An 18832-nucleotide genomic window follows, 5' to 3' on the forward strand; every position below is an offset into this window, starting at 1 on the left:
CGGCGGGCGGCACGATGAGGTTCCCGCTCTCCCAGATGCGGATGCGGGAACCTACTTCTGGCGAACGCCGAAACTCTGGAAACCCGGCCGCATCAGCGGCTTCTTCGACGACAGCACGCCGGAATTGACGCCGGTCCAGCCGATCTCGCCCGACAGCTTGCCATATTCGATCTTGGGGCAACGGTTCATCACCACCTTGATGCCGGCGGCTTCGGCGCGTGTGGCCGCCTCGTCATGGCGTATGCCAAGCTGCATCCAGATGACCTTCGGCAGCGGATCGAGCCGCAGCACCTCGTCGACAATGCCCGGCACGGCAGCGGACGCGCGAAACACGTCGACCATGTCGACAGGTCCCGGAACGTCGGCGAGCCTGGCAAAGGTCATCTGGCCTAGGATCTCCTTGCCGGCCTGGCCGGGATTGATCGGGAACACCGAAAAGCCCTTGCCGAGCAGATATTTCAGCACGAAATAGCTCGGCCGCACGTCATTAGCCGACGCGCCGACCATGGCGATGGTCTTCACCGAATTGAGGATGCCGGCGATATAGGCGTTGTCGTAAGCGTCGTGGTTCATGCCTCGTCCTCATACAGCGCTTCGGCGAAAAAACCATCTGGATCGTTGCAAAAATTGCGCATCATGCGGAAATGATCGGTGTCGTGAAAATCGGTCGGGTCGAGCCCGGACCGGCTGATGCGGAACAGCCGCGCGCCGGGACAGGCCATCAGCAGCGGCGAATGCGTCGCCATGATCACTTGCGCCGTGCCGGACTGGTCCATCCGCCGCAGCATCTTGAGAAGGTTCGATCTGGCGCGTCGGCGACAAGGCGCTTTCGGGCTCGTCGAGGATGTAAATGCCTTGCCGGCGGCAGCGCTCCTCGAAGAATCTGATGAAACCCTCGCCATGCGACCAGGACAGGAAGTCGGGCGGCGCCTCATGTGCGTCGATGGCAGCCTGATCTAGATAGCGGGCAACCGAATAGAAGGATTCGGCGCGAAAGAACCAGCCGGCGGTGACCTTCGGCAGCCAGTGGCCGCGCAACGTCGCCGCCAGCGCTGCGCCGCTCTTGTCGACGGCGCGGGAGTGATCGACCGGCATGTAGCCCTTGCCGCCGCCGGCTTCATCGTAGCCTGCCAGCGCGCCGATCGCTTCGAGCAGCGTCGATTTACCGGTGCCGTTCTCGCCGACGATGATGGTGATCGGCGTGGTGAATTCGAGCTCGAATTCATGGCGGTGAAAGATCGGCAGGTTCCAGGGATATTTTTCCCAATCGACGACCCGGCTGGGCTCGATCAGGATACGCTTCAGATAGGGTGCCTTCAGCCGCGTCAGTTGCTTGCGATGAGCCAGAGGGGAACCTCGTCAGGCCGGCAGCGAAATCGATCCGTCTTCCGCGATCGGAAAAGCCGGATTGTGCGCCACTTCCCAGACATGCCCGTCCGCATCGGCGAAATAGCCGTACCAGCCACCCCAGAAGGCCCGTTGCGCCGGCTTGACGATACGGCCGCCGGCCTTCTTGGCCAGCGCCAACACTGCATCGACCTCGGCGTCGGAGCGGGTGTTGTAGGCGAGGTAGACGGCCGACGGCGCGTTGCCGAAGGTCACGCCTGAATCCTCCTCGGCGCTTGGGCGCGGAAACAGGGCAAGGATGGCGCCACCCATCTGGAAGAAAGCAACGCCCTCGGTGATCCCGGCATGGCGGGTCAGGCCCATCGCCTCATAAAAGCGCGTGGCGCGGTCGAGATCGTCGGTGGCGATGGTGATGATGGAGATGCGCGGTTCCATATCCGCCTCCTATTCCTCCGGCCATTCCGGCTTGCGTTTGCCAATGAAGGCGCCAATGCCCTCTTCCGCATCGCGCGCCAGCATGTTCTCGACCATGACGCGCCCGGTGTAATCATAGGCCTCGGCCAGCCCCATTTCCGCTTGCTCATAAAAGGCTTCCTTGCCGATCTTGACGACCAAGGACGATTTGGACGCAATGGTTTGCGCGTATTTGGTGACAATCTGATTCAGATATTCGCGCGGCACGACGCGGTTGACCAAGCCGAATTCCTTAGCGGTTGCCGCTTCGATCGTTTCGCCGGTCAAAAGCATCTCCATGGCGTGCTTGCGCGAGACATTGCGCGACAGCGCCACCATCGGCGTCGAGCAGAACAGTCCAATATTGACGCCCGGCGTGCAGAAGGTCGCCTCGTGCGAAGCGATGGCGAGATCGCAGCTGGCGACCAGCTGCAATCCGGCCGCCGTCGCCAGGCCGTCGACTTCGGCGATCACCGGCTTGGGATGGCGAACGATCGCCTGCATCAGTGAAGCGCAGGCGGAAAACGTCTTTTCGAAGAAGGCCCTGCCGTGATCGGCATCGGCGCGGTGCGTGCTTAACTCCTTGAGGTCGTGCCCGGCGCAGAACACTTTGCCGGCCGCCCCAAGGACGATGACGCGGACGGACTTGTCGGCCTTGGCGCGGTCGAGTTCCGCCATCAGCGCCGCCATCACTGAAAGCGAAAGAGCATTGGCCGGCGGATTGGCGAGCGTCAGGCGCAACACGCCCTTATCCAGCCGGGCGGCGACCGGCCCTTCAGCAACGGCAGGCTTGATGGCGACGATTTCGGCCATGGGTCATTCCTCCGCGATTCCGGATCGGTGATGGACTAATCTAGTATGCGGGTCTCGCTTCGTCCAACACTCCGCCTCTGCCATAATGAATGGCTGTTGCCAGAAACGGCACGCTGCGCTCAAACAGGCAGGCACAACGAGAGACCGCCATGCCTGCTCAAAGCAATCTCAAGCCGGTGCTGACGGCTGCTGACGTCAACGCGCTTGTGGCGACTGTTTTCCCGCAGCTCAACGACCAGTTCACCTTCTACGAGGCGTTGGAGGTGTTTCCAGGCGGCTGTGTTGTGCGGCTCAATGCTGACGAGCGCCATTTGCGTCCCGGCGGCACCGTATCGGGTTCGGCGCTGTTCACGCTGGCCGACATAGGCGGTTATGTCTGCGTGCTCTCGCATGCCGGACCGGATGCACTTTCGGTCACCACCAGTCTCAACATCAATTTTGTCCGCAAGGCCGAGGCCGGGCCGATCGACGGCCATTGCCGCATCCTCAAGCTCGGCAAGAGCCTGATGGTGTTCGATATCGACATCGTCGCCGGCCCGGAGGGACACACGGTAGCGCACGCAACGGGCACCTATTCGATCCCGCCAAAGCGGATTGGAGATGTGGTAAAATAATACCTTGTGCTCAAATCATTGTTTTTGCTTGATTTTACCCCAGAGATGGCTTTTCACGCGCCTTGACGTAGTCGCCGCTCTCTCCTATAAGCCCTCACGGAACAGCGGCCCGCAAAGGCCGCCGTTTTGTTATTGGCGGCGGGCAAGTGCCTTTCGCCAATCCAAGCAACAAGAAACGCCTTCTTTTGAAGGTCCGAACCGAAAGCAACAATCCATGACAACCTTTTCGCAGAAGCCTGCGGATGTGGTGAAGAAGTGGGTGCTGATCGACGCCGAGGGTCTCGTCGTCGGCCGTCTCGCCACTGTCATCGCCAATCATCTTCGCGGCAAGCACAAGCCCACTTTCACCCCGCATGTCGACGACGGCGACAACGTCATCGTCATCAATGCCGACAAGGTGGTGTTCACCGGCAAGAAGTTCACCGACAAGGTCTATTACTGGCACACCGGTCACCCCGGTGGCGTCAAGGAACGCACCGCGCGGCAGCTGCTCGAGGGCCGCTTTCCCGAGCGTGTCGTTGAGAAGGCCGTCGAACGCATGATCCCGCGCGGCCCGCTCGGCCGTCGCCAGATGAAGAATCTCCGCGTCTATGCAGGCACGGAACATCCGCATGTCGCCCAGCAGCCCGTCGTCCTCGACGTGGCCAAGCTGAACGCCAAGAACAAGAAGGTTTCGTAAGATGGCTGAGCTTTCCTCGCTCGCAGAACTCGGAACTGCCACCGGCAACACCAACACCCAGCCGGCTGCACCCGTCCATGTCCAGAAGCTCGACAAATCGGGCCGCGCCTATGCCACCGGCAAGCGCAAGAACGCCATCGCCCGTGTCTGGGTGAAGCCCGGCTCCGGCAAGATCGTCGTCAACGACAAGGTGTTCGCCGAATATTTCGCGCGCCCGGTTCTGCAGATGATCCTCAACCAGCCGATCATCGCTGCCAACCGCGCCGGCCAGTACGACATCGTTGCCACCGTCATCGGCGGCGGCCTCTCCGGCCAGGCCGGTGCCGTGCGCCACGGCATCTCCAAGGCGCTGACCTATTACGAGCCGGCGCTGCGCGCCGTGCTCAAGAAGGGCGGCTTCCTGACCCGTGACAGCCGCGTGGTCGAGCGCAAGAAGTACGGCAAGGCGAAGGCCCGCCGGAGCTTCCAGTTCTCCAAGCGCTAAGCGCTGCGAAGCTACACAGAGTTCAAAGGCCGCCTTCGGGTGGCCTTTTTCTTTGTGCCGTTCCCGTGATGTCAGAGTTCATCGGCAATGCCTTGATGAAGTCGACGAACGCCCGCAGCGGCGCCGGTACGAGGCGCCGGCCGGGATAGTAGAGGAACGGCCCGGAGAAGCTCTGCCACCAGGGTTCGAGGACGGGTTCGAGTGCACCGCTCTCGAAATGCGGGCGAAGCCAGTCCTCGAACAGCTTCACGATTCCGGTGCCGGCGATCGCTGCATCAACGGCTAAATCGGCTGCTCCGCCGATCCCCACAATCAGTGGCCCCGTCGGATCGACCCGCACCACCTCGTCGTCGCGCTCGAACTCCCATGGCGTTATCGCACCGCTGGGAAAGCGGCCGCGCAGGCAGGCGTGGCCGAGCAGGTCGCGCGGGTGTTGCGGCCGGCCATGACGATCCAGGTAGGCCGGGCTGGCGGCGGTGGCGAAGCGCTGCACGCGCGGCCCGATCGGCACGGCGATCATGTCCTGTTCCAGCCGCTCGTCGTAACGGATGCCGGCATCGCAGCCGGCCGCCAGCACGTCGACAAAGCTCTCCTCGGCGATCACCTCCAGCCGGATACCGGGATAGGCGGCAAGGAACCGCGGCACGATGCTGGGCAGGACCAGTCGCGCCGCGCTGACCGGCACATTGAGGCGCAGCGAGCCGGCCGGCCTGTCGCGAAAGCCGTTCACCACGTCCAGCGCCGACTCCACCTCGGTCAAGGCTGGACCGAGCCGCGCCAGCAAGCCTTGGCCGGCCTCCGTCAGGACGACGCTGCGCGTCGTCCGGTTGAGCAGCCTGACACCGAGCTGCGTCTCCAGGCGGCGCACCGCCTCGCTCAAGCCGGACGCACTGCCGCCGCTGGCGCGTGCCGCATCCCGAAAACCTTTGGCGCGCGCTACGGCCACGAAGGCGTTCAGATCCCCGAGATCAATCTGCATTGTTCGTCATTCCGCACAGCCCGTGCGAATTGTACCCAATTATCGCGAGATCGGACACCGTCTATCTGTGCACCATTCCCTGAAGGAGAAAGACTATGTCCAGCGTCGACCAGTCCGGCACATTCATCCTCGGCGACCGCAAAGTCAGACGGCTCGGCTACGGCGCCATGCAGCTCGCAGGGTCCGGCGTCTTCGGCCCACCAAAGGACCACGATGCGGCATTGGCCGTGCTGCGCGAAGCCGTTGCGCAGGGCGTCAATCACATCGACACCAGCGACTTCTATGGCCCACACGTCACCAATTTGTTGATCCGCGAAGCGCTCGCACCCTATCGCGACGACCTCGTTATCGTCACCAAGATCGGCGCCCGGCGCGGCCGGGACGGAGCATGGCTGCCGGCCTTCTCGGCCGACGAGCTGACCAAGGCGGTGCACGACAATCTGCGCAATCTCGGGCTCGACGTGCTGGAGGTGGTCAACCTTCGAGTCATGTTCGACGCGCATGGCCCCGCCGAAGGGTCGATCGAGGCCCCGCTTGCAACGCTTACCGAGCTTCAGCGACAGGGCCTTGTGCGTCACATCGGGCTGAGCAACGTCACCGCTGCACAAATCGCCGAAGGCCGCAGGATTTGCAAGATCGTCTGCGTGCAGAACCAGTACAATCTGGCGCATCGGGGCGACGATGCGTTGATCGACGATCTGGCCCACGGCGGCATCGCCTATGTGCCGTTCTTCCCGCTTGGCGGCTTCAACCCGCTGCAGTCGTCGACCTTGTCCAAGGTCACCGCACGCCTCGGCGCCACGCGCATGCAGGTCGCGCTCGCCTGGCTGCTTCGCCGCGCGCCCAACATTCTTCTGATCCCCGGCACGTCTTCAGTTGCGCATCTCAGGGAGAACCTCGCCGCAGGCGATCTCGCGCTGCCGGAGGATGCGCTCGAGGCGCTAGAGGGCGTGGCGATGGCCGCTTGACCTGCGCACGAGGCGCGAGGTGCCGCCAGCCGGTGTTGGAGACTAGCGAAGGCGGTGATGAGCCAATCTCCCCCCTCGTGGGGGAGATGTCCGGCAGGACAGAGGGGGGCGCGAAGGATCGCCTGCCTCTTGTTGAACCCTGCGTGACAATTGACGCCAATTGCAATCTCAATCGACCCGATAGGCTGGAGGGACAGCGCCCCCCTCTGCCCTGCCGGGCATCTCCCCCACAAGGGGGGAGATTGGCAGCGCGACCGCCGCTCCTAGTTAATGCTGGCCGTATTCGCCGGCTCGGCCGGGCCGGCATAGGGCACGCGAAAACCGTTCGCCGCCAGCCAATCGATGGCGGCCTTCGGTTCGTCGGTCTGGATGATGGTGGCGCCGCGCTCGACCCAGAAGCCATAAGTCTCGCGCGGCAGGCTGGCCGCGACCGCCAGCTCGTCGCCGCGGCCACCGGCGAGGAAGCCACCCGGCTTGTTGACGATGGCATAGGTGTCGGCCCAGATGTGCCAGTCACCCCTCACCGCCAGCGCGCGCATGCGCGGGCTGAACAGCGGGCCGCCGGTCTCGGTCAGTGTCTCGGCGCCAGCCCGCCAATTGATCAGTTCGATCGCCCGCACCGGGAACGCCCGGCTGACTTTTTCGGCAAACATGGCGTCGTGAACCGCATCGTCGGCAATGATCGGCATGAACTGGAAGCCGCCGTCGATCGCGTCCATGGCGGCCGCAACCGTGGCGATCCTCTCCGCATCCCACAGGTTCTCCTTGACGATCACCTGTTCGGCCATGCCGAGGTCGCGCGCGACCGCGACCATGCCGGCGAGGCTTTCGGTATCGAGCTTATTGTCGAGATTGATGAGGATTCTGTCCCTGGTCGCCATCAACATTTCGCGCAACGTCGAGACTGTCTCGCCCGTAAAGGCGCCGGTGCCTTCGATCACCAACCGGCACGTCTTGAGTTCGGCCAGCGTGCGCTTGACCACCTCGCCCTTGCAGTTCGTGGTGCGGTCGAGCCAGCTGTCATGCATGACGACGAACTGTCCGTCCTTCGAGCGCCTGATATCGACCTCGACGATTTCGGCGCCCATTGCAATCGACGCCTCGACGGCGGCGATCGAATTTTCGGGATAGAGCGTCTTGCCGGCCTGCATGCCGCCGGCGCGGTGCGCGGCCACCATCACATGGTCGCGCCATTGGTTGGCGTGCTCGAACCGGTCGAGAATCTGCCTGGCGCGCGTTTCGCCTGCCGATGCATGGCCAAGGGAGGCCGCCAGCGCCGCGGAAAGCAGAAGGCTCAGCCAAGTCGTTCGCATGAGACAGGTCGTTCGCATGAGAATCGCTCCGTACCGGATCGACACCCGGTTAAGCGACGCTCGTGACAGCCTAGTGAACGAAGCCGGCTTCGCAAACGCTGGAAAATCAGGTTAATGCCGGCCGAAACGGCCGTAGCGGCTACTTTCGGTTGCTAACTAGGCAATCTCCGGGCCAGCCATGCGGGGCTCTCCTGGCAAGCAAGGATTTGTGACCGGGCCGAATAGCCATGTTCTTCCGAAGGGGTCGCAATTCTGAGAATTATGGCCAATAAGGTTGCGCGTCGACGCACAGGAGATCGCTTCATGCCGCCAAGGACCATCGATCACGCCTTCACCACCCGCTCCAGGACGGGCGCGTCGTTCGAGCCGACCTATGCCGGCGCGCTGTCGTTCATGCGGCGCAAATATTCGAAGGATGTGAAGGGCGCCGATGCGGTGGTGTGGGGCATTCCCTTCGACGCGGCGGTCACCAATCGGCCGGGCGCGCGTTTCGGACCGCAGGCGATTCGCCGCGCGTCGGCCATCCTCGACAACGATCCGCAATATCCGTTTTCGCGCGACCTGTTCGAACAGCTTGCCGTGGTCGATTTTGGCGATTGCCTGCTCGACAGCGGCAATCACCAGAAGACCCCTGCCACGATCGAACGCGAAGCGGCGAGGATCCTGAAATCCGGCGCCTTTCTGCTATCGCTCGGCGGTGACCATTTCGTCACCTGGCCGCTGCTCAAGGCGCATGCCGCCATCTACGGCCCGCTGGCCCTGGTGCAGTTCGACGCTCATCAGGACACCTGGCCCGACGACGGCAAGCGCATCGATCACGGCTCCTTCGTCGGCCGTGCGGTCAAGGAGGGCATCATCGACCCCGACCGGTCGATCCAGATCGGCATCCGCACCCAGGCGCCCGATACGTTCGGCATCAAGATCCTGTATGGCCATGAAGTGGAGGAAATGCGGGCGTCCGACATCGCCTATGCCATCGTCGACCGTACGGGCGGCAAGAAGACCTACGTCACTTTCGACATCGATTGCCTGGATCCGGCTTTTGCGCCCGGCACCGGAACGCCGGTAGCGGGAGGCCCGTCTTCGGCAAAGATCCTGTCGGTGCTGCGCCAGATCAACCAGGTCGATATCGTCGGCGCCGACGTCGTCGAGGTTGCGCCAGCCTATGATCACGCCGATATAACGGCAATTGCCGGCTCGATGGTGGCCATGCACTATCTCGGGCTGCTGGCGGAACGAAAGGCCCGGCTCGAGGAAATGAACCAGGGCAATCACAGCGTTGCCGGATTGAATCAGGCAAGCGGCATATAGCTAACAGGAATTTTGGCAGGCAATGAAACCGAAAATCTTCATCGACGGCGAGCACGGCACCACCGGTCTGCAGATCAGGGCGCTGCTTGCCGAGCGCGGCGACCTGGAAATCATCTCCATCCCGACTGAGCGCCGCAAGGAAACGGCAGCGCGCGCCGAGTTCCTCAATGCCGCCGATGTCGCGATCCTCTGCCTACCGGACGCGGCAGCCAAGGAAAGCGTTTCGCTGATCGCCAATGACACCACCAAGGTGATCGACGCCTCGACGGCACATCGCGTCGCCGAGGGCTGGGAATATGGTTTCGCCGAAATGGACAAGGACCAGGCGAAGAAGATCGCTTCGGCGAAGCGCGTCGCCAATCCGGGCTGCTGGCCGCAAGGACCGATCGCGACGCTGCGGCCGCTGGTTGCGGCGGGGCTGTTGCCAGCCGATTTTCCGGTCACCGTCAACGGCATTTCTGGCTATTCCGGCGGCGGCCGGCCAATGATCGAGGATTATGTCGCCAAGGGCGAGGATGCGTCGGAATTCCTGCCCTACGGGCTGACGCTGCAGCACAAGCACGTGCCGGAGCTCAGGACCTATGCCAGGCTTTCGCAGGATCCGATCATGCAGCCGGCAGTCGGCAATTTCGCGCAAGGCATGATCACGGTAGTGCCGCTGCAACTCGGCGGTCTCGACCATGTACCGACCGGCGCTGAGCTTCACGCGGCGATCGCCGACCATTTTGCTTCCATTGATCGTGGCGTGGTCGAGGTGGCGCCGTATCTGCATCAGGAACGCATGCCTGACATCGATCCGGAGATCTACAACGGCACCAACCGGATGAAGCTCTATGTCTTTGCCAATGACGACAGGGCGCAGGCGCTGCTGCTTGCCGTCTACGACAATCTCGGCAAGGGTGCCTCGGGTGCAGCCGTGCAGAACATGGATCTGATGCTCGGCCTCTGAATGGATGCGCCGGCATTTCCGAAGCGCTGGAAGGTCGGCGCGCCCGAACTCATCGCCGAAACCTTCAGCAGCCGCATCTGGAAGGTTGCTCGCGAGGACGACTCACCGGCAATCGTCAAGGATCTAAAGCCTTTCGACGATGTCGAGGACGAGTTGCGTGGCGAGCATTTCCTCGCCTGGCGACGCGGCGAAGGCGCGGTGCGGCTGCTCGGCCGCGACGGCCACCGCATGCTGCTCGAATACGCCGGCGACAGGATGCTGTCACACCATCTTGCCGAACAAGGCGACAATGCCGCCACCGCGATCGCGGCCGAGGTAATGGCAAGACTGGTCTCGCCGTCGAAGCACCCTGCCCCGCCGGATCTCCAGCCGTTGCGGACCCGGTTCTCCAGCCTGTTCAAAAAGGCCAAGGCCGATCGCGCCGCCGGCGAAAAGAGCCTGTATGTCGAAGCAGCCGAAATCGCGGAACGGCTGCTGTCCAATCCGCATGACGTGCGGCCGCTGCATGGCGACCTGCACCACGACAACGTCATGCACGGTCCGCGCGGCTGGCTGGCGATCGACCCGAAGGGCGTTCTCGGCGACCCCGGCTTCGACGCGGCCAACATGTTCTACAACCCACTCGACCGAGACGATCTTTGCCTCGATACGCGGCGGATCGGCCATATGGCGCAAGTCTTTGCCGCAACGCTCGGCCAGTCGCCGCCCGCGATACTGGACCACGCCATCGCCTATGGCTGCCTGTCGGCTGCATGGCATCATGAAGATCGCAATGCGGTCGACGAGGACCGCGAGCTGGCGATCGCCATGGCGATCCGGACGGTGCGGCTCAGCCTCTGAGAGCAATCTCGTGGGGCAGCGGATAAGCGCCCTTGGTGCCGCGCCAGTGCGCGGCGGCAAAACCCAGCAGGAACAGCGCGAATGCCTGATGCGTCAGGGCCATGTGCAGCGGCACATGCATCAATAGGGTGCCGATGCCGATCGACGCCTGCACCACGACAATCAGGAACAGCAGCGTCGCGCGTCGGGCATGCGTCGTGCCCGGCAGACGCCGGCGTGTCGCAATCATGTGCCAGAGCGCGACCGCGAAGATCGTGTAGGCGCCGACCCGGTGGATGAACTGCACCGTCTTCGGGTTTTCGAAGAAATTGCGCCATGCCGGCTCGAGCAGCAGCAGGTCGCCGGGGACCAGTTTGCCGTCCATCAGCGGCCAGGTGTTGTAGCTCAAGCCGGCATCGAGCCCTGCGACCAGCCCGCCGAGATAGATCTGGACCAGCGCCAGCAGCACCAGAAAGCCGGCCAGACGTTGCGTCGATCGGTCGGCGGCCGGTTCGGAGTGTGGGGCCAGTCCGCGCGCGACCACCATGGTCGCCGTGAAGATCAGCGCCGCCAGCGTCAGATGCGTCGCCAGCCGGTATTGGCTGACCGAAACCCGGTCGGCCAACCCGGACGCCACCATCCACCAGCCTATCGCGCCCTGCAGGGCGCCGAGAAGGAGGATGCCCGACAATTTCGTGCCGAGGCCGCGCTCGATGCGGCGCGTCGCCCAGAAGAACAGCAACGGCAGGGCGAAGACCACGCCGACACTACGCGCCAGGATGCGGTGCACCCACTCCCACCAGAAGATCGACTTGAACGCCTCGATGCTCATGCCCTTGTTGAGTTCGGCATATTGCGGGATCTGCTGGTAGCGCAGGAACTCCTCCTGCCACTCGGCATCATTGAGTGGCGGGATGACGCCGTGAATCGGCTGCCATTCGGTGATCGACAGGCCCGAATCGGTGAGCCTCGTAGCGCCGCCGACCACCACCAGCGCAAACAGCACGAGGAGCACGACATAGAGCCAACCACGTACCAGCGCGCGGTTGCGAAGGTCGCGATCGCGGGCTGCGAAAGGCACGGCATCGGATATGGCAGCAGCCATGGCTTTGTCCCGGCAGTTGAAGTCGCGGATTGGTGAACCATCGCAACCCGGCTTGCAAGACCGGACAGCGCGGCACGCCGTCGCGCCGTTTCTGGCGGGTTGCGCGTATTGGCTGTTCGGCTTAAGCGATAGCGATCAACGAGATCGCGTTATGCCCATTCGCCTGAAAAAGCTGATCGGAAGCTTCCTGCTGGTACTGCTGGTCGTCGTCTATGCGATGGTCGCCTCGATCGTGGCAGTCGCCCAATTGTCACAGTCCGGGCCGCTGGCGCACTTCATCTTCTTCCTGCTGAGCGGGCTTTTGTGGGTGCTGCCGGCGATGGGCATCATCAAATGGCTGATCCTGGAGCCGCGGCCGAAGGGCCGAGGCAACAGTTAGATCGTCACCACCGTCTTGCCGGCATTGGCCAGCGGCGTCGTCACGCCCGACAACATTGTTCGGATGTGGGCGACGCTCTGATAGCGGCCATTGACCGAAATGCGCGGCAGGGCATGCAGGAACCCGGCATGCTCGGCGCGGAGTATGCCGTGGCGGGTCGTCACGGCCGAGGCATAGCCGGCATCGCGGACAAGGCCCACCTCGCGACGGCCGACGGCGCTGGCATAACCGTAGGGATAGGCGAAATGGCGCGGCTCCTCGCCGAGTTTGGCCTGCAATATGCGCTTGACGTCGCCGATCTCATGCCGCGCGTCGCTCTCGGAAAGCCGCTTCAGATTGCAATGATTGACGCTATGCGCTCCGATCGTCACCAGCGGGTGCGCGGCCATGGTGCGGAGCTCGTCCCAGTTCATCAGCGTGTTCGGGCGCGAACCGCCCAACTCGATGCCGTTCGAACGCGCCAGATCGCGCAATACCGCACGCTGGTCCTGCTCGCGCACCTTCAGCGTCAGATGAGCGTGCAGACGCGCATTGGCCTGGACCTTTTTTCCTGGGTTCGAGCAATCGATCGTCACCGGGCCGTCCGGCGTCGTCAGCGTCAGGCGATCGCGCGCATTGACGATGTCCTCGACCACGTCCCACCACAAATCGGCAGCGCCATCGATCAGTCCCGGCGCGACGTAGATGGTGATCGGCGCGCCGTGCTTCTCCAGCACGGGCAGCGCCTCGGTCATGTTGTCTCGATAGGCGTCGTCGGCGGTGATCGTCGCGAACTGGCCGTCCTTGTCGCCAGCCTTGATGCGCTCGATTGCCTCGTCCAGAGTAACGAACGTGTAGCCGTTCGCCTTCATGTCGGCGATCACGATGTCGAGGAACCCAGGCGCGATGTTCAAGTGGCGGTTGACGCCGTTCGGCTTTTCCGGCGTCGCGGTGACCCGATGCAGCATCAGGATGGCGCCAAGGCCGCCGATGAACGGCTTGGCCAGCGGCGCAAGACCGGAATAGCGGGCGAGATTGAGCGCCAGTTTGCGGATTGCCTCGCCCCCGTCGATCATTCATTCACCTTTTGCGCCTAAGCTCATCAAGCATGGAATGCGCCTGCGCGGACCCCCAATCGCGACGAATACGCCCTAAGGATTGAGGTATGGTTGACGCCACCGCGTCATTTGACGGCAATCGGCTGGCAAGCAGCGAGGCGTCGCCGTGTGCCTTGCCGGCCGGCAAAGCCGGCCTGTCGACCTCGGTTGCCGATAGTGCGGCGCTGGCGGCGTACGCCGAATTCTGCCGTTCGGCGCTTTTTGCCCCGGCGCAGAGCGCAGGCTGGATCCTGAACTGGGCCGCACATACCGGCGCCGACGTTGTCGTTGCGACGCTGCGCGCCGACGACAGGCCGGTTTTCTCGCTGGCGCTGGAGGTCACCCGCAGCGGAGCATTCCGCGTTGCGCGCTTCATGGGCGGGCGCCATGCCAACGGCAATTTTGCCGCTGCCGACCTGCAATGGCTGGCGAATGCCGATATCGCGGCGATCCGTTCGATGCTGGCCGCGATTGCGAAGGCGCGGCGCGACATCGATCTTGTCGCGCTAGAGCGGCTGCTGCCTGATCTCGACGGCGTTGCCAACCCGCTCTCCGCCTTGCCGCATTTTTCGAGCCCCAATCTGTCGCTGGCCGCCGGTCTTGTCGGAGGGTTTGATGCACTGCTCACCCGCGTGAGCGGCAAGCGCAGGCGCAAGAAGCATCGCTCGCAGGCGCGCAAGTTCGAGGCCGTCGGCAGCTATCGTCGCATCGAGGCGAGGACTGCGGACGAGGTGAACAGGCTGCTCGACGCCTTTTTCGAGATGAAGGAATTCCGCTTCCGCAAGATGGGCATCGTCAATGTTTTCGGTGAAGCGGAGGTGCGCGCTTTTTTCCGCTCGCTGTTTGCCGAAGCGCTTCAAGAGGAAAACCCGTGCTTCGTGCTGCATGGGCTGGAAGTCGCCGGCAAGCTTCGTGCGGTCACCGGGTCGAGCCGCTCGGGCAAGCGGCTGATCTGCGAATTCGGGGCGATCGCCGAGGACGACCTCGCACACACCAGCCCCGGCGACTTCCTGTTCTTCGAGAACATCCTGGAAGCCTGCGAGACGGGTTTTGAAATCTATGATTTCTCAGTCGGCGACGAACCCTATAAGCGATTGTGGTGCGATATCGAAACGCAGCATTTCGAGGTGCTGGTTCCGCTGACGCTGAAGGGCCGCGCGCTGGCGCTTGCGCTCAGGCACGGCGCAAGCCTGAAAGCATTCATCAAGCACAGCCCAATGGTCTGGAAGCTGACCAAGCTGCTGCGCCGCAAGGCTGTGGGACAGACAGCACCGGCCGCAGGCGAAGACGACAGCTGATTTCGATTTGAGAAAACTGCCTCAGGCGGCCGAGCGCCGCCCCGGCATTGGCCCCGGCGCCACATGGCCGATTGGCGTGACCAGCGTCAGGTCGGGATAGCCGCTCTCGATGAGCGCGACTGCGGCTTGCGTCACCTCGTCGTCCGGCTCCAGCATGGAGAGCAGCACCTCGGTGCCCTCGCCCACTAGGCGGCTGATGCCTTGCGCGTCCGCTGGCCCGCATTCGACAACGACCAGGTCATAGGCGGTGGTCAGCGACTGCATGATGATCGGCAGCCGGTCGGCGGCGCGCATGGCACGGACCGGATCGGCTGTGCCGACGGGAATCACGTGGCAGTCCGAATAGAGATCGGGGTGGATCACATCGCTGAACTGCGCTTGCGAGGCGAGCAGATCGGTGATGCCCGGAAACAGCCCGCTGTCCAGCATCGGCCGCGAGGCAGCACCCGAAGCGGTGAGATCAAGCAGCAGCACGCGTAGCCCGGCGTCAGAGACTGCGCGCGCCACCAGCACCGCCGAGGCAGCCGCCTCGTCGCCTTCCGGCGACACGAATATGGCGCGGGCGGCACCGGTGGCGATCAGTTTTTCCGCGGCCTTGTCGATGTCGACCTCACCGAGGGTGGAACGTGCCGGTTCAATGTCTGCAGCAGCCATCTCAGAGTACTCCGGTTCGATTTTCTCGGCAGCCGCTTCCGCCACGGCGACGGGTTCCGGCTCCAGTTTGGTTTCAGTGACACTGTTGTCGGACTCACCGAGCTGGTCGATCACGGCGACTGCCGGTTCGGGCCGGGCAACCGGCGGGCCGGGCTCGGCCACTACGCGTTCGGCCTGGACAGCCGGCATCGCAACCTGCTCGATGCGTTCGAAATGGGCACCGGCGGCCGGACGCATGGCGCGGCCGGAAAACAGTTCCTGCAGCAACGTGACGATCGCCATGAGGAGCAACGAGCCGACAAAGGCCGCACCGACAATCGGACCAATCTTGGGGAAATAGGGTTCGGTCGGCGCCCGGGCCTCCGAAAATAGGCGAGCGTCGACAGGCAGGTAGTTACGATCCTTGCGTGCGGCCGCCTGGAGATAGCTGGACGAGTAGAGATCGAGTTGCTGGCGCTTGGTCGCGGCATCGCGCTGCAGGGCATCGAGTTCCACCTGCTCTTCGCCGGCGCGGGCGGACGCCGCCTTCAGGGTGTTGACGTCGGCCACGAGTTGAGCCTCTCGTGCCTTCGCCGTCTCGGCCTGCGCCATCAGACCCTTCATGATCTTTTCCGCTTCGTTGCGGATCTGGCGGTCGAGATCGGCGAGCTGCGACTTCAGCGCACGGATGCGCGGATGATTGTCGAGCAAGGTGGTGGAAAGGTCGGCGATGTTGTTCTTGAGTTCGACTTGCCGCTCGCGCAGGCGCTGGATCAGGTCGGAAGACAACACCTCTGGAACGGCATCCAGCGAGCCGCCATTGCGCAACGCCCTGCGCACACTGTCGGCGGTCGCTTCCGCCGAAGCGCGGTTGGCGCGTACCCGTGACAGTTCGCTCGACAATTCGGACAGCTGCTGGGTGGCAAGCACCGAATTGTTGCCGCCCATCAAAAGATCGGACTGCGCACGGAATGCGGCAACCTTGGCCTCCGCCTCCTTCACCCGGTTCTGCAGGTCCGCGATTTCCGGCGCCAGAAAGTCGGTGGCGGCGGAATTCGATTCGAGCTTGGCGTTGCCCTTGGAGGCGATATAGGCGTTTGCGATGGCGTTCGGGATTGCGGCGGCAAGCTGTGGATCCTCTGACGAGAACTCGATAGCGATCGCGCGGGTTTTTTCAACGCCATAGACGTTGAGCTTGTCATGCATTGCGTCCAGCACGCGCTCTTCCAGCGGAATCTCGAAGGGATCGCTTTTCAAGCCAACGAGGACAAGGGTGCGGCTCAGCGCCGACATCTTCAGCGCCTCGTCGAATTCGGGCAATTTCGCGAGGTTGAGCTTCGCCGCCACCTGTTTGAGGATGTCAGGGGACGAAATGATCTGGACCTCGGTGGCCACAGCCTCTTCGTCGGGAATCGACCGCTCGTTGCCGTTGGCACCGGCTGGCCGCGTGAACTCCGATTCTCGAGGCCCGATCTCCAGCTTGGCTGCCGCCTTGTATTCGGGCGTTGCAAGCCAGGCGAGCGCAAAGGCCAGGCCGGTTACAGCCAGCGCGACGACAAGGATGCGCAGCCAGTTTCGCGCCAGGCTGGCGAAAAGCTGCCTGAGATCGACGTCGACATCTGCGGCCGCGGATTGAACGGACATGCATCCCTGCTCCGGTACTGAGTCAGCATGCACCGTAAACAACTATGGTAACTCAGCCGTTAATAACGCGGTAAGCACCTGTTAGGCTCTGCTAACAAGCCGCAAACAAGAGGCTGAAAACCATCTGCATTTGTCGATCGGGCCCGCATCGGCCGCGCGCCTTTACCGGCCATTAACCCTAACAGGATGATAACCGAGCTCGATCGTTAAGGTTTGCCGCAGAGTCGCCGGCTATTCAAAGGTACGTGTCCGCTCATGAAAAGCACTGCTCCCCTTTTCCGCGCGCTGCTTGCCGTATCGATGCTTTCGGGCTGCTCAAGCTACCGGCCGACGCCGGCCGCCTTCCATGAAGTGCTCGACCAGCCCTATCGCCTCGGTGCCGGCGACCGCGTCCGCGTCACCGTGTTCGAGCAGGAAGGATTGACCAACACCTACAGCGTCGACCAATCCGGCTATCTCTCGCTGCCGCTCGTCGGCAACGTGCCGGCGCGCGGCCACACCGCCCAGCAACTCGAGGGCGAGATCGCCGAGAAACTGCGCCAGGGCTATTTGCGCGATCCTGACGTTTCGGTCGAAATCGATCGCTACCGGCCGATCTTCGTCATGGGTGAAGTGGGCGCGGCGGGCCAATATTCCTACGTTCCGGGCCTGACCATGCAGAAAGCCATCGCCATCGCCGGCGGCTTCACGCCACGCGCCAACCAGGAAAGCGTCGACATTACCCGCGACATCAACGGCAAGGTTATAACCGGACGCGTGGTGACCTCCGACCCGCTGTTGCCCGGCGACACAGTCTATGTTCGCGAACGCCTGTTTTGATGTGCTGACCAAGTGGCGGACACACTCAGGATCGTCCACTGCTTTCGCTCACCCGTCGGAGGCATCTTCCGGCATGTGCGCGACCTGACCGAGGCTCAGGTCGCCGCCGGCCATGCCGTCGGCATCGTCTGCGATTCGACGACTGGCGGCGATTTCGAGGAACGGCTGTTCGAACAGATGAAAGGCAGCCTGGCGCTCGGCATTCATCGCACACCGATGCAGCGGCATGTCGGGCCAGGCGATCTCGCTTCGGCCCGACGCACCTATAGGATCATAAAAGAATTGCGGCCGGACGTGCTGCACGGGCATGGCGCCAAAGGTGGCGCCTATGCCCGTCTGTTCGGCTCATTGTTGCGGGTATCCAGGTCTCGCGTAGCCCGCCTTTATTCGCCGCATGGCGGCTCACTGCACTATGACGAAACCACGGCGATGGGGAAGCTGTTCTTCGCGCTCGAACGCTTCATGGCTCGCTTCACCGATTGCCTGCTATTTGTTTCCGATTATGAGCGGCGGACTTATCGCAGGAAGGTCGGCGAGCCGCCCATTCCGAACGCTCTCGTACACAACGGCCTGCGCGCCGCCGAGTTCGAGCCGGTGCAGACCGAGCACAATGCCGTCGACCTCCTCTATATCGGCATGATGCGCGACCTCAAGGGCCCGGACATCTTCATCGATGCGCTGGGGCGAGCCGCAACACGGCTCGGTCGCCCATTGAAAGCGCTGATGGTCGGCGACGGCGACGACCTGCCGCGCTATCGCGCCAAGGTAGATCAGCTCGGCCTCGAGGTCAGCTTCCTGCCGCCGATGCCAGCCAGGCTCGCCTTCACGCTGGCCAAGCTGGTCGTCGTTCCCTCGCGCGCGGAAGCCATGCCTTATATCGTTCTGGAAACGCTTGCCGCCGGCAAGCCGCTAATCGCGACGTCGGTCGGGGGCATACCGGAAATCTTCGACACCGGCTCCCCTGCCCTGATCCGGCCCGACCCGCGCGAACTTGGCGACAAGATAAGCGCCGCTCTGGCCGATCTCGACGCCTACAAAGGCCTGATGCCCGGTGCCGCCGACCTCAAGGCACGGTTCGGCGCGGATGTAATGGCCGCCGAAATCGAAAAGGCCTATTTCGCCGCGCTCAAACAGTAGAGCAACTGATAT

19 protein-coding genes and 1 pseudogene are annotated in these 18832 nt (G+C 63.2%); 11 read left to right on the forward strand and 9 right to left on the reverse strand.

What is annotated here, in order from left to right:
- Nucleotides 1-51 precede the first annotated feature (51 nt).
- The 4 genes and pseudogenes from NKI01_RS05305 to NKI01_RS05320 form a co-directional block, all read right to left on the reverse strand.
- Nucleotides 52-573 (reverse strand): CoA-binding protein, encoded by a 522-nt coding sequence (locus NKI01_RS05305; RefSeq protein ID WP_023717322.1) that lies wholly within the window; start codon nucleotides 571-573, stop codon nucleotides 52-54.
- Nucleotides 570-1347, reverse strand: a pseudogene (locus NKI01_RS05310) (AAA family ATPase). The gene NKI01_RS05305 and the pseudogene NKI01_RS05310 overlap by 4 nt, the downstream one beginning before the upstream one ends.
- A gap of 12 nt (nucleotides 1348-1359) precedes the next feature.
- Nucleotides 1360-1782 (reverse strand): VOC family protein, encoded by a 423-nt coding sequence (locus NKI01_RS05315; protein ID WP_023717320.1) that lies wholly within the window; start codon nucleotides 1780-1782, stop codon nucleotides 1360-1362.
- Nucleotides 1783-1791: 9 nt separating this feature from the next.
- Nucleotides 1792-2613 carry an enoyl-CoA hydratase gene (locus NKI01_RS05320; RefSeq protein ID WP_023717319.1) on the reverse strand — a complete coding sequence of 274 codons (822 nt, stop codon included), beginning with the start codon at nucleotides 2611-2613 and terminating at the stop codon, nucleotides 1792-1794.
- A gap of 149 nt (nucleotides 2614-2762) precedes the next feature.
- On the opposite strand from NKI01_RS05320, the gene NKI01_RS05325 reads away from it, so the two are divergent.
- From NKI01_RS05325 to rpsI, 3 genes are all read left to right on the forward strand, one after another.
- Complete coding sequence (locus NKI01_RS05325; protein WP_023717318.1) at nucleotides 2763-3227, forward strand: PaaI family thioesterase; 465 nt, start codon at nucleotides 2763-2765, stop codon at nucleotides 3225-3227.
- A 214-nt stretch (nucleotides 3228-3441) separates the two neighbouring features.
- On the forward strand, nucleotides 3442-3906 hold the full coding sequence (gene rplM / locus NKI01_RS05330; RefSeq protein ID WP_023717317.1) for a 50S ribosomal protein L13: 465 nt from the start codon (nucleotides 3442-3444) through the stop codon (nucleotides 3904-3906).
- A 1-nt stretch (nucleotide 3907) separates the two neighbouring features.
- The gene (rpsI, locus tag NKI01_RS05335) at nucleotides 3908-4390 is read left to right on the forward strand and encodes a 30S ribosomal protein S9 (protein WP_023717316.1); all 483 of its coding nucleotides are present in this window, start codon (nucleotides 3908-3910) and stop codon (nucleotides 4388-4390) included.
- A 22-nt stretch (nucleotides 4391-4412) separates the two neighbouring features.
- On the opposite strand, the gene NKI01_RS05340 is transcribed toward rpsI, so the two are convergent.
- The gene (locus NKI01_RS05340) at nucleotides 4413-5369 is read right to left on the reverse strand and encodes a LysR family transcriptional regulator (RefSeq protein ID WP_023717315.1); all 957 of its coding nucleotides are present in this window, start codon (nucleotides 5367-5369) and stop codon (nucleotides 4413-4415) included.
- A 95-nt stretch (nucleotides 5370-5464) separates the two neighbouring features.
- Here NKI01_RS05340 and NKI01_RS05345 point away from each other — a divergent pair, with 95 nt between their 5' ends.
- Nucleotides 5465-6337 (forward strand): aldo/keto reductase family oxidoreductase, encoded by an 873-nt coding sequence (locus NKI01_RS05345; protein ID WP_023717314.1) that lies wholly within the window; start codon nucleotides 5465-5467, stop codon nucleotides 6335-6337.
- A 263-nt stretch (nucleotides 6338-6600) separates the two neighbouring features.
- Here NKI01_RS05345 and NKI01_RS05350 read toward each other — a convergent pair whose 3' ends face one another.
- A complete protein-coding gene (locus NKI01_RS05350; protein WP_023717313.1) occupies nucleotides 6601-7650 on the reverse strand; it encodes a glycerophosphodiester phosphodiesterase family protein in 1050 nt (349 codons plus the stop codon).
- Nucleotides 7651-7953: 303 nt separating this feature from the next.
- Here NKI01_RS05350 and speB point away from each other — a divergent pair, with 303 nt between their 5' ends.
- The 3 genes from speB to NKI01_RS05365 are packed head-to-tail and all read left to right on the forward strand — an operon-like array spanning nucleotide 7954 to nucleotide 10750.
- Nucleotides 7954-8961: an agmatinase gene (gene speB / locus NKI01_RS05355; protein WP_352962146.1), complete on the forward strand. Its 1008-nt coding sequence runs from the start codon at nucleotides 7954-7956 to the stop codon at nucleotides 8959-8961.
- A gap of 22 nt (nucleotides 8962-8983) precedes the next feature.
- Complete coding sequence (gene argC / locus NKI01_RS05360; protein ID WP_023717311.1) at nucleotides 8984-9910, forward strand: N-acetyl-gamma-glutamyl-phosphate reductase; 927 nt, start codon at nucleotides 8984-8986, stop codon at nucleotides 9908-9910.
- Nucleotides 9911-10750 (forward strand): aminoglycoside phosphotransferase family protein, encoded by an 840-nt coding sequence (locus tag NKI01_RS05365; protein ID WP_023717310.1) that lies wholly within the window; start codon nucleotides 9911-9913, stop codon nucleotides 10748-10750.
- Here NKI01_RS05365 and NKI01_RS05370 read toward each other — a convergent pair.
- A complete protein-coding gene (locus NKI01_RS05370) occupies nucleotides 10740-11834 on the reverse strand; it encodes a COX15/CtaA family protein (RefSeq protein WP_352495317.1) in 1095 nt (364 codons plus the stop codon). The two genes, NKI01_RS05365 and NKI01_RS05370, sit on opposite strands and share 11 nt — an antisense overlap.
- Nucleotides 11835-11985: 151 nt before the next feature.
- Here NKI01_RS05370 and NKI01_RS05375 point away from each other — a divergent pair, with 151 nt between their 5' ends.
- A complete protein-coding gene (locus tag NKI01_RS05375) occupies nucleotides 11986-12213 on the forward strand; it encodes a DUF2842 domain-containing protein (RefSeq protein ID WP_023717309.1) in 228 nt (75 codons plus the stop codon).
- Here NKI01_RS05375 and NKI01_RS05380 read toward each other — a convergent pair.
- Nucleotides 12210-13268: a polysaccharide deacetylase family protein gene (locus NKI01_RS05380; protein WP_352495316.1), complete on the reverse strand. Its 1059-nt coding sequence runs from the start codon at nucleotides 13266-13268 to the stop codon at nucleotides 12210-12212. The genes NKI01_RS05375 and NKI01_RS05380 overlap by 4 nt on opposite strands.
- An 89-nt stretch (nucleotides 13269-13357) precedes the next feature.
- On the opposite strand from NKI01_RS05380, the gene NKI01_RS05385 reads away from it, so the two are divergent.
- The gene (locus tag NKI01_RS05385) at nucleotides 13358-14587 is read left to right on the forward strand and encodes a GNAT family N-acetyltransferase (protein ID WP_352962150.1); all 1230 of its coding nucleotides are present in this window, start codon (nucleotides 13358-13360) and stop codon (nucleotides 14585-14587) included.
- A gap of 21 nt (nucleotides 14588-14608) precedes the next feature.
- On the opposite strand, the gene NKI01_RS05390 is transcribed toward NKI01_RS05385, so the two are convergent.
- Entirely contained in the window at nucleotides 14609-16864 is a 2256-nt protein-coding gene (locus NKI01_RS05390) for a GumC family protein (protein WP_352481217.1), read from the reverse strand.
- Nucleotides 16865-17119: 255 nt separating this feature from the next.
- Here NKI01_RS05390 and NKI01_RS05395 point away from each other — a divergent pair, with 255 nt between their 5' ends.
- Together NKI01_RS05395 and NKI01_RS05400 are read left to right on the forward strand one after the other, a co-directional pair.
- Nucleotides 17120-17683, forward strand: coding sequence for a polysaccharide biosynthesis/export family protein (locus NKI01_RS05395; protein ID WP_352962154.1), 564 nt, complete (start codon nucleotides 17120-17122; stop codon nucleotides 17681-17683).
- A 12-nt stretch (nucleotides 17684-17695) separates the two neighbouring features.
- A complete protein-coding gene (locus NKI01_RS05400; RefSeq protein WP_352640066.1) occupies nucleotides 17696-18820 on the forward strand; it encodes a glycosyltransferase family 4 protein in 1125 nt (374 codons plus the stop codon).
- The last annotated feature ends 12 nt before the right edge of the window (nucleotides 18821-18832 follow it).

It is taken from the genome of Mesorhizobium sp. M0815, assembly GCF_040319995.1.
Lineage (GTDB): Bacteria > Pseudomonadota > Alphaproteobacteria > Rhizobiales > Rhizobiaceae > Mesorhizobium.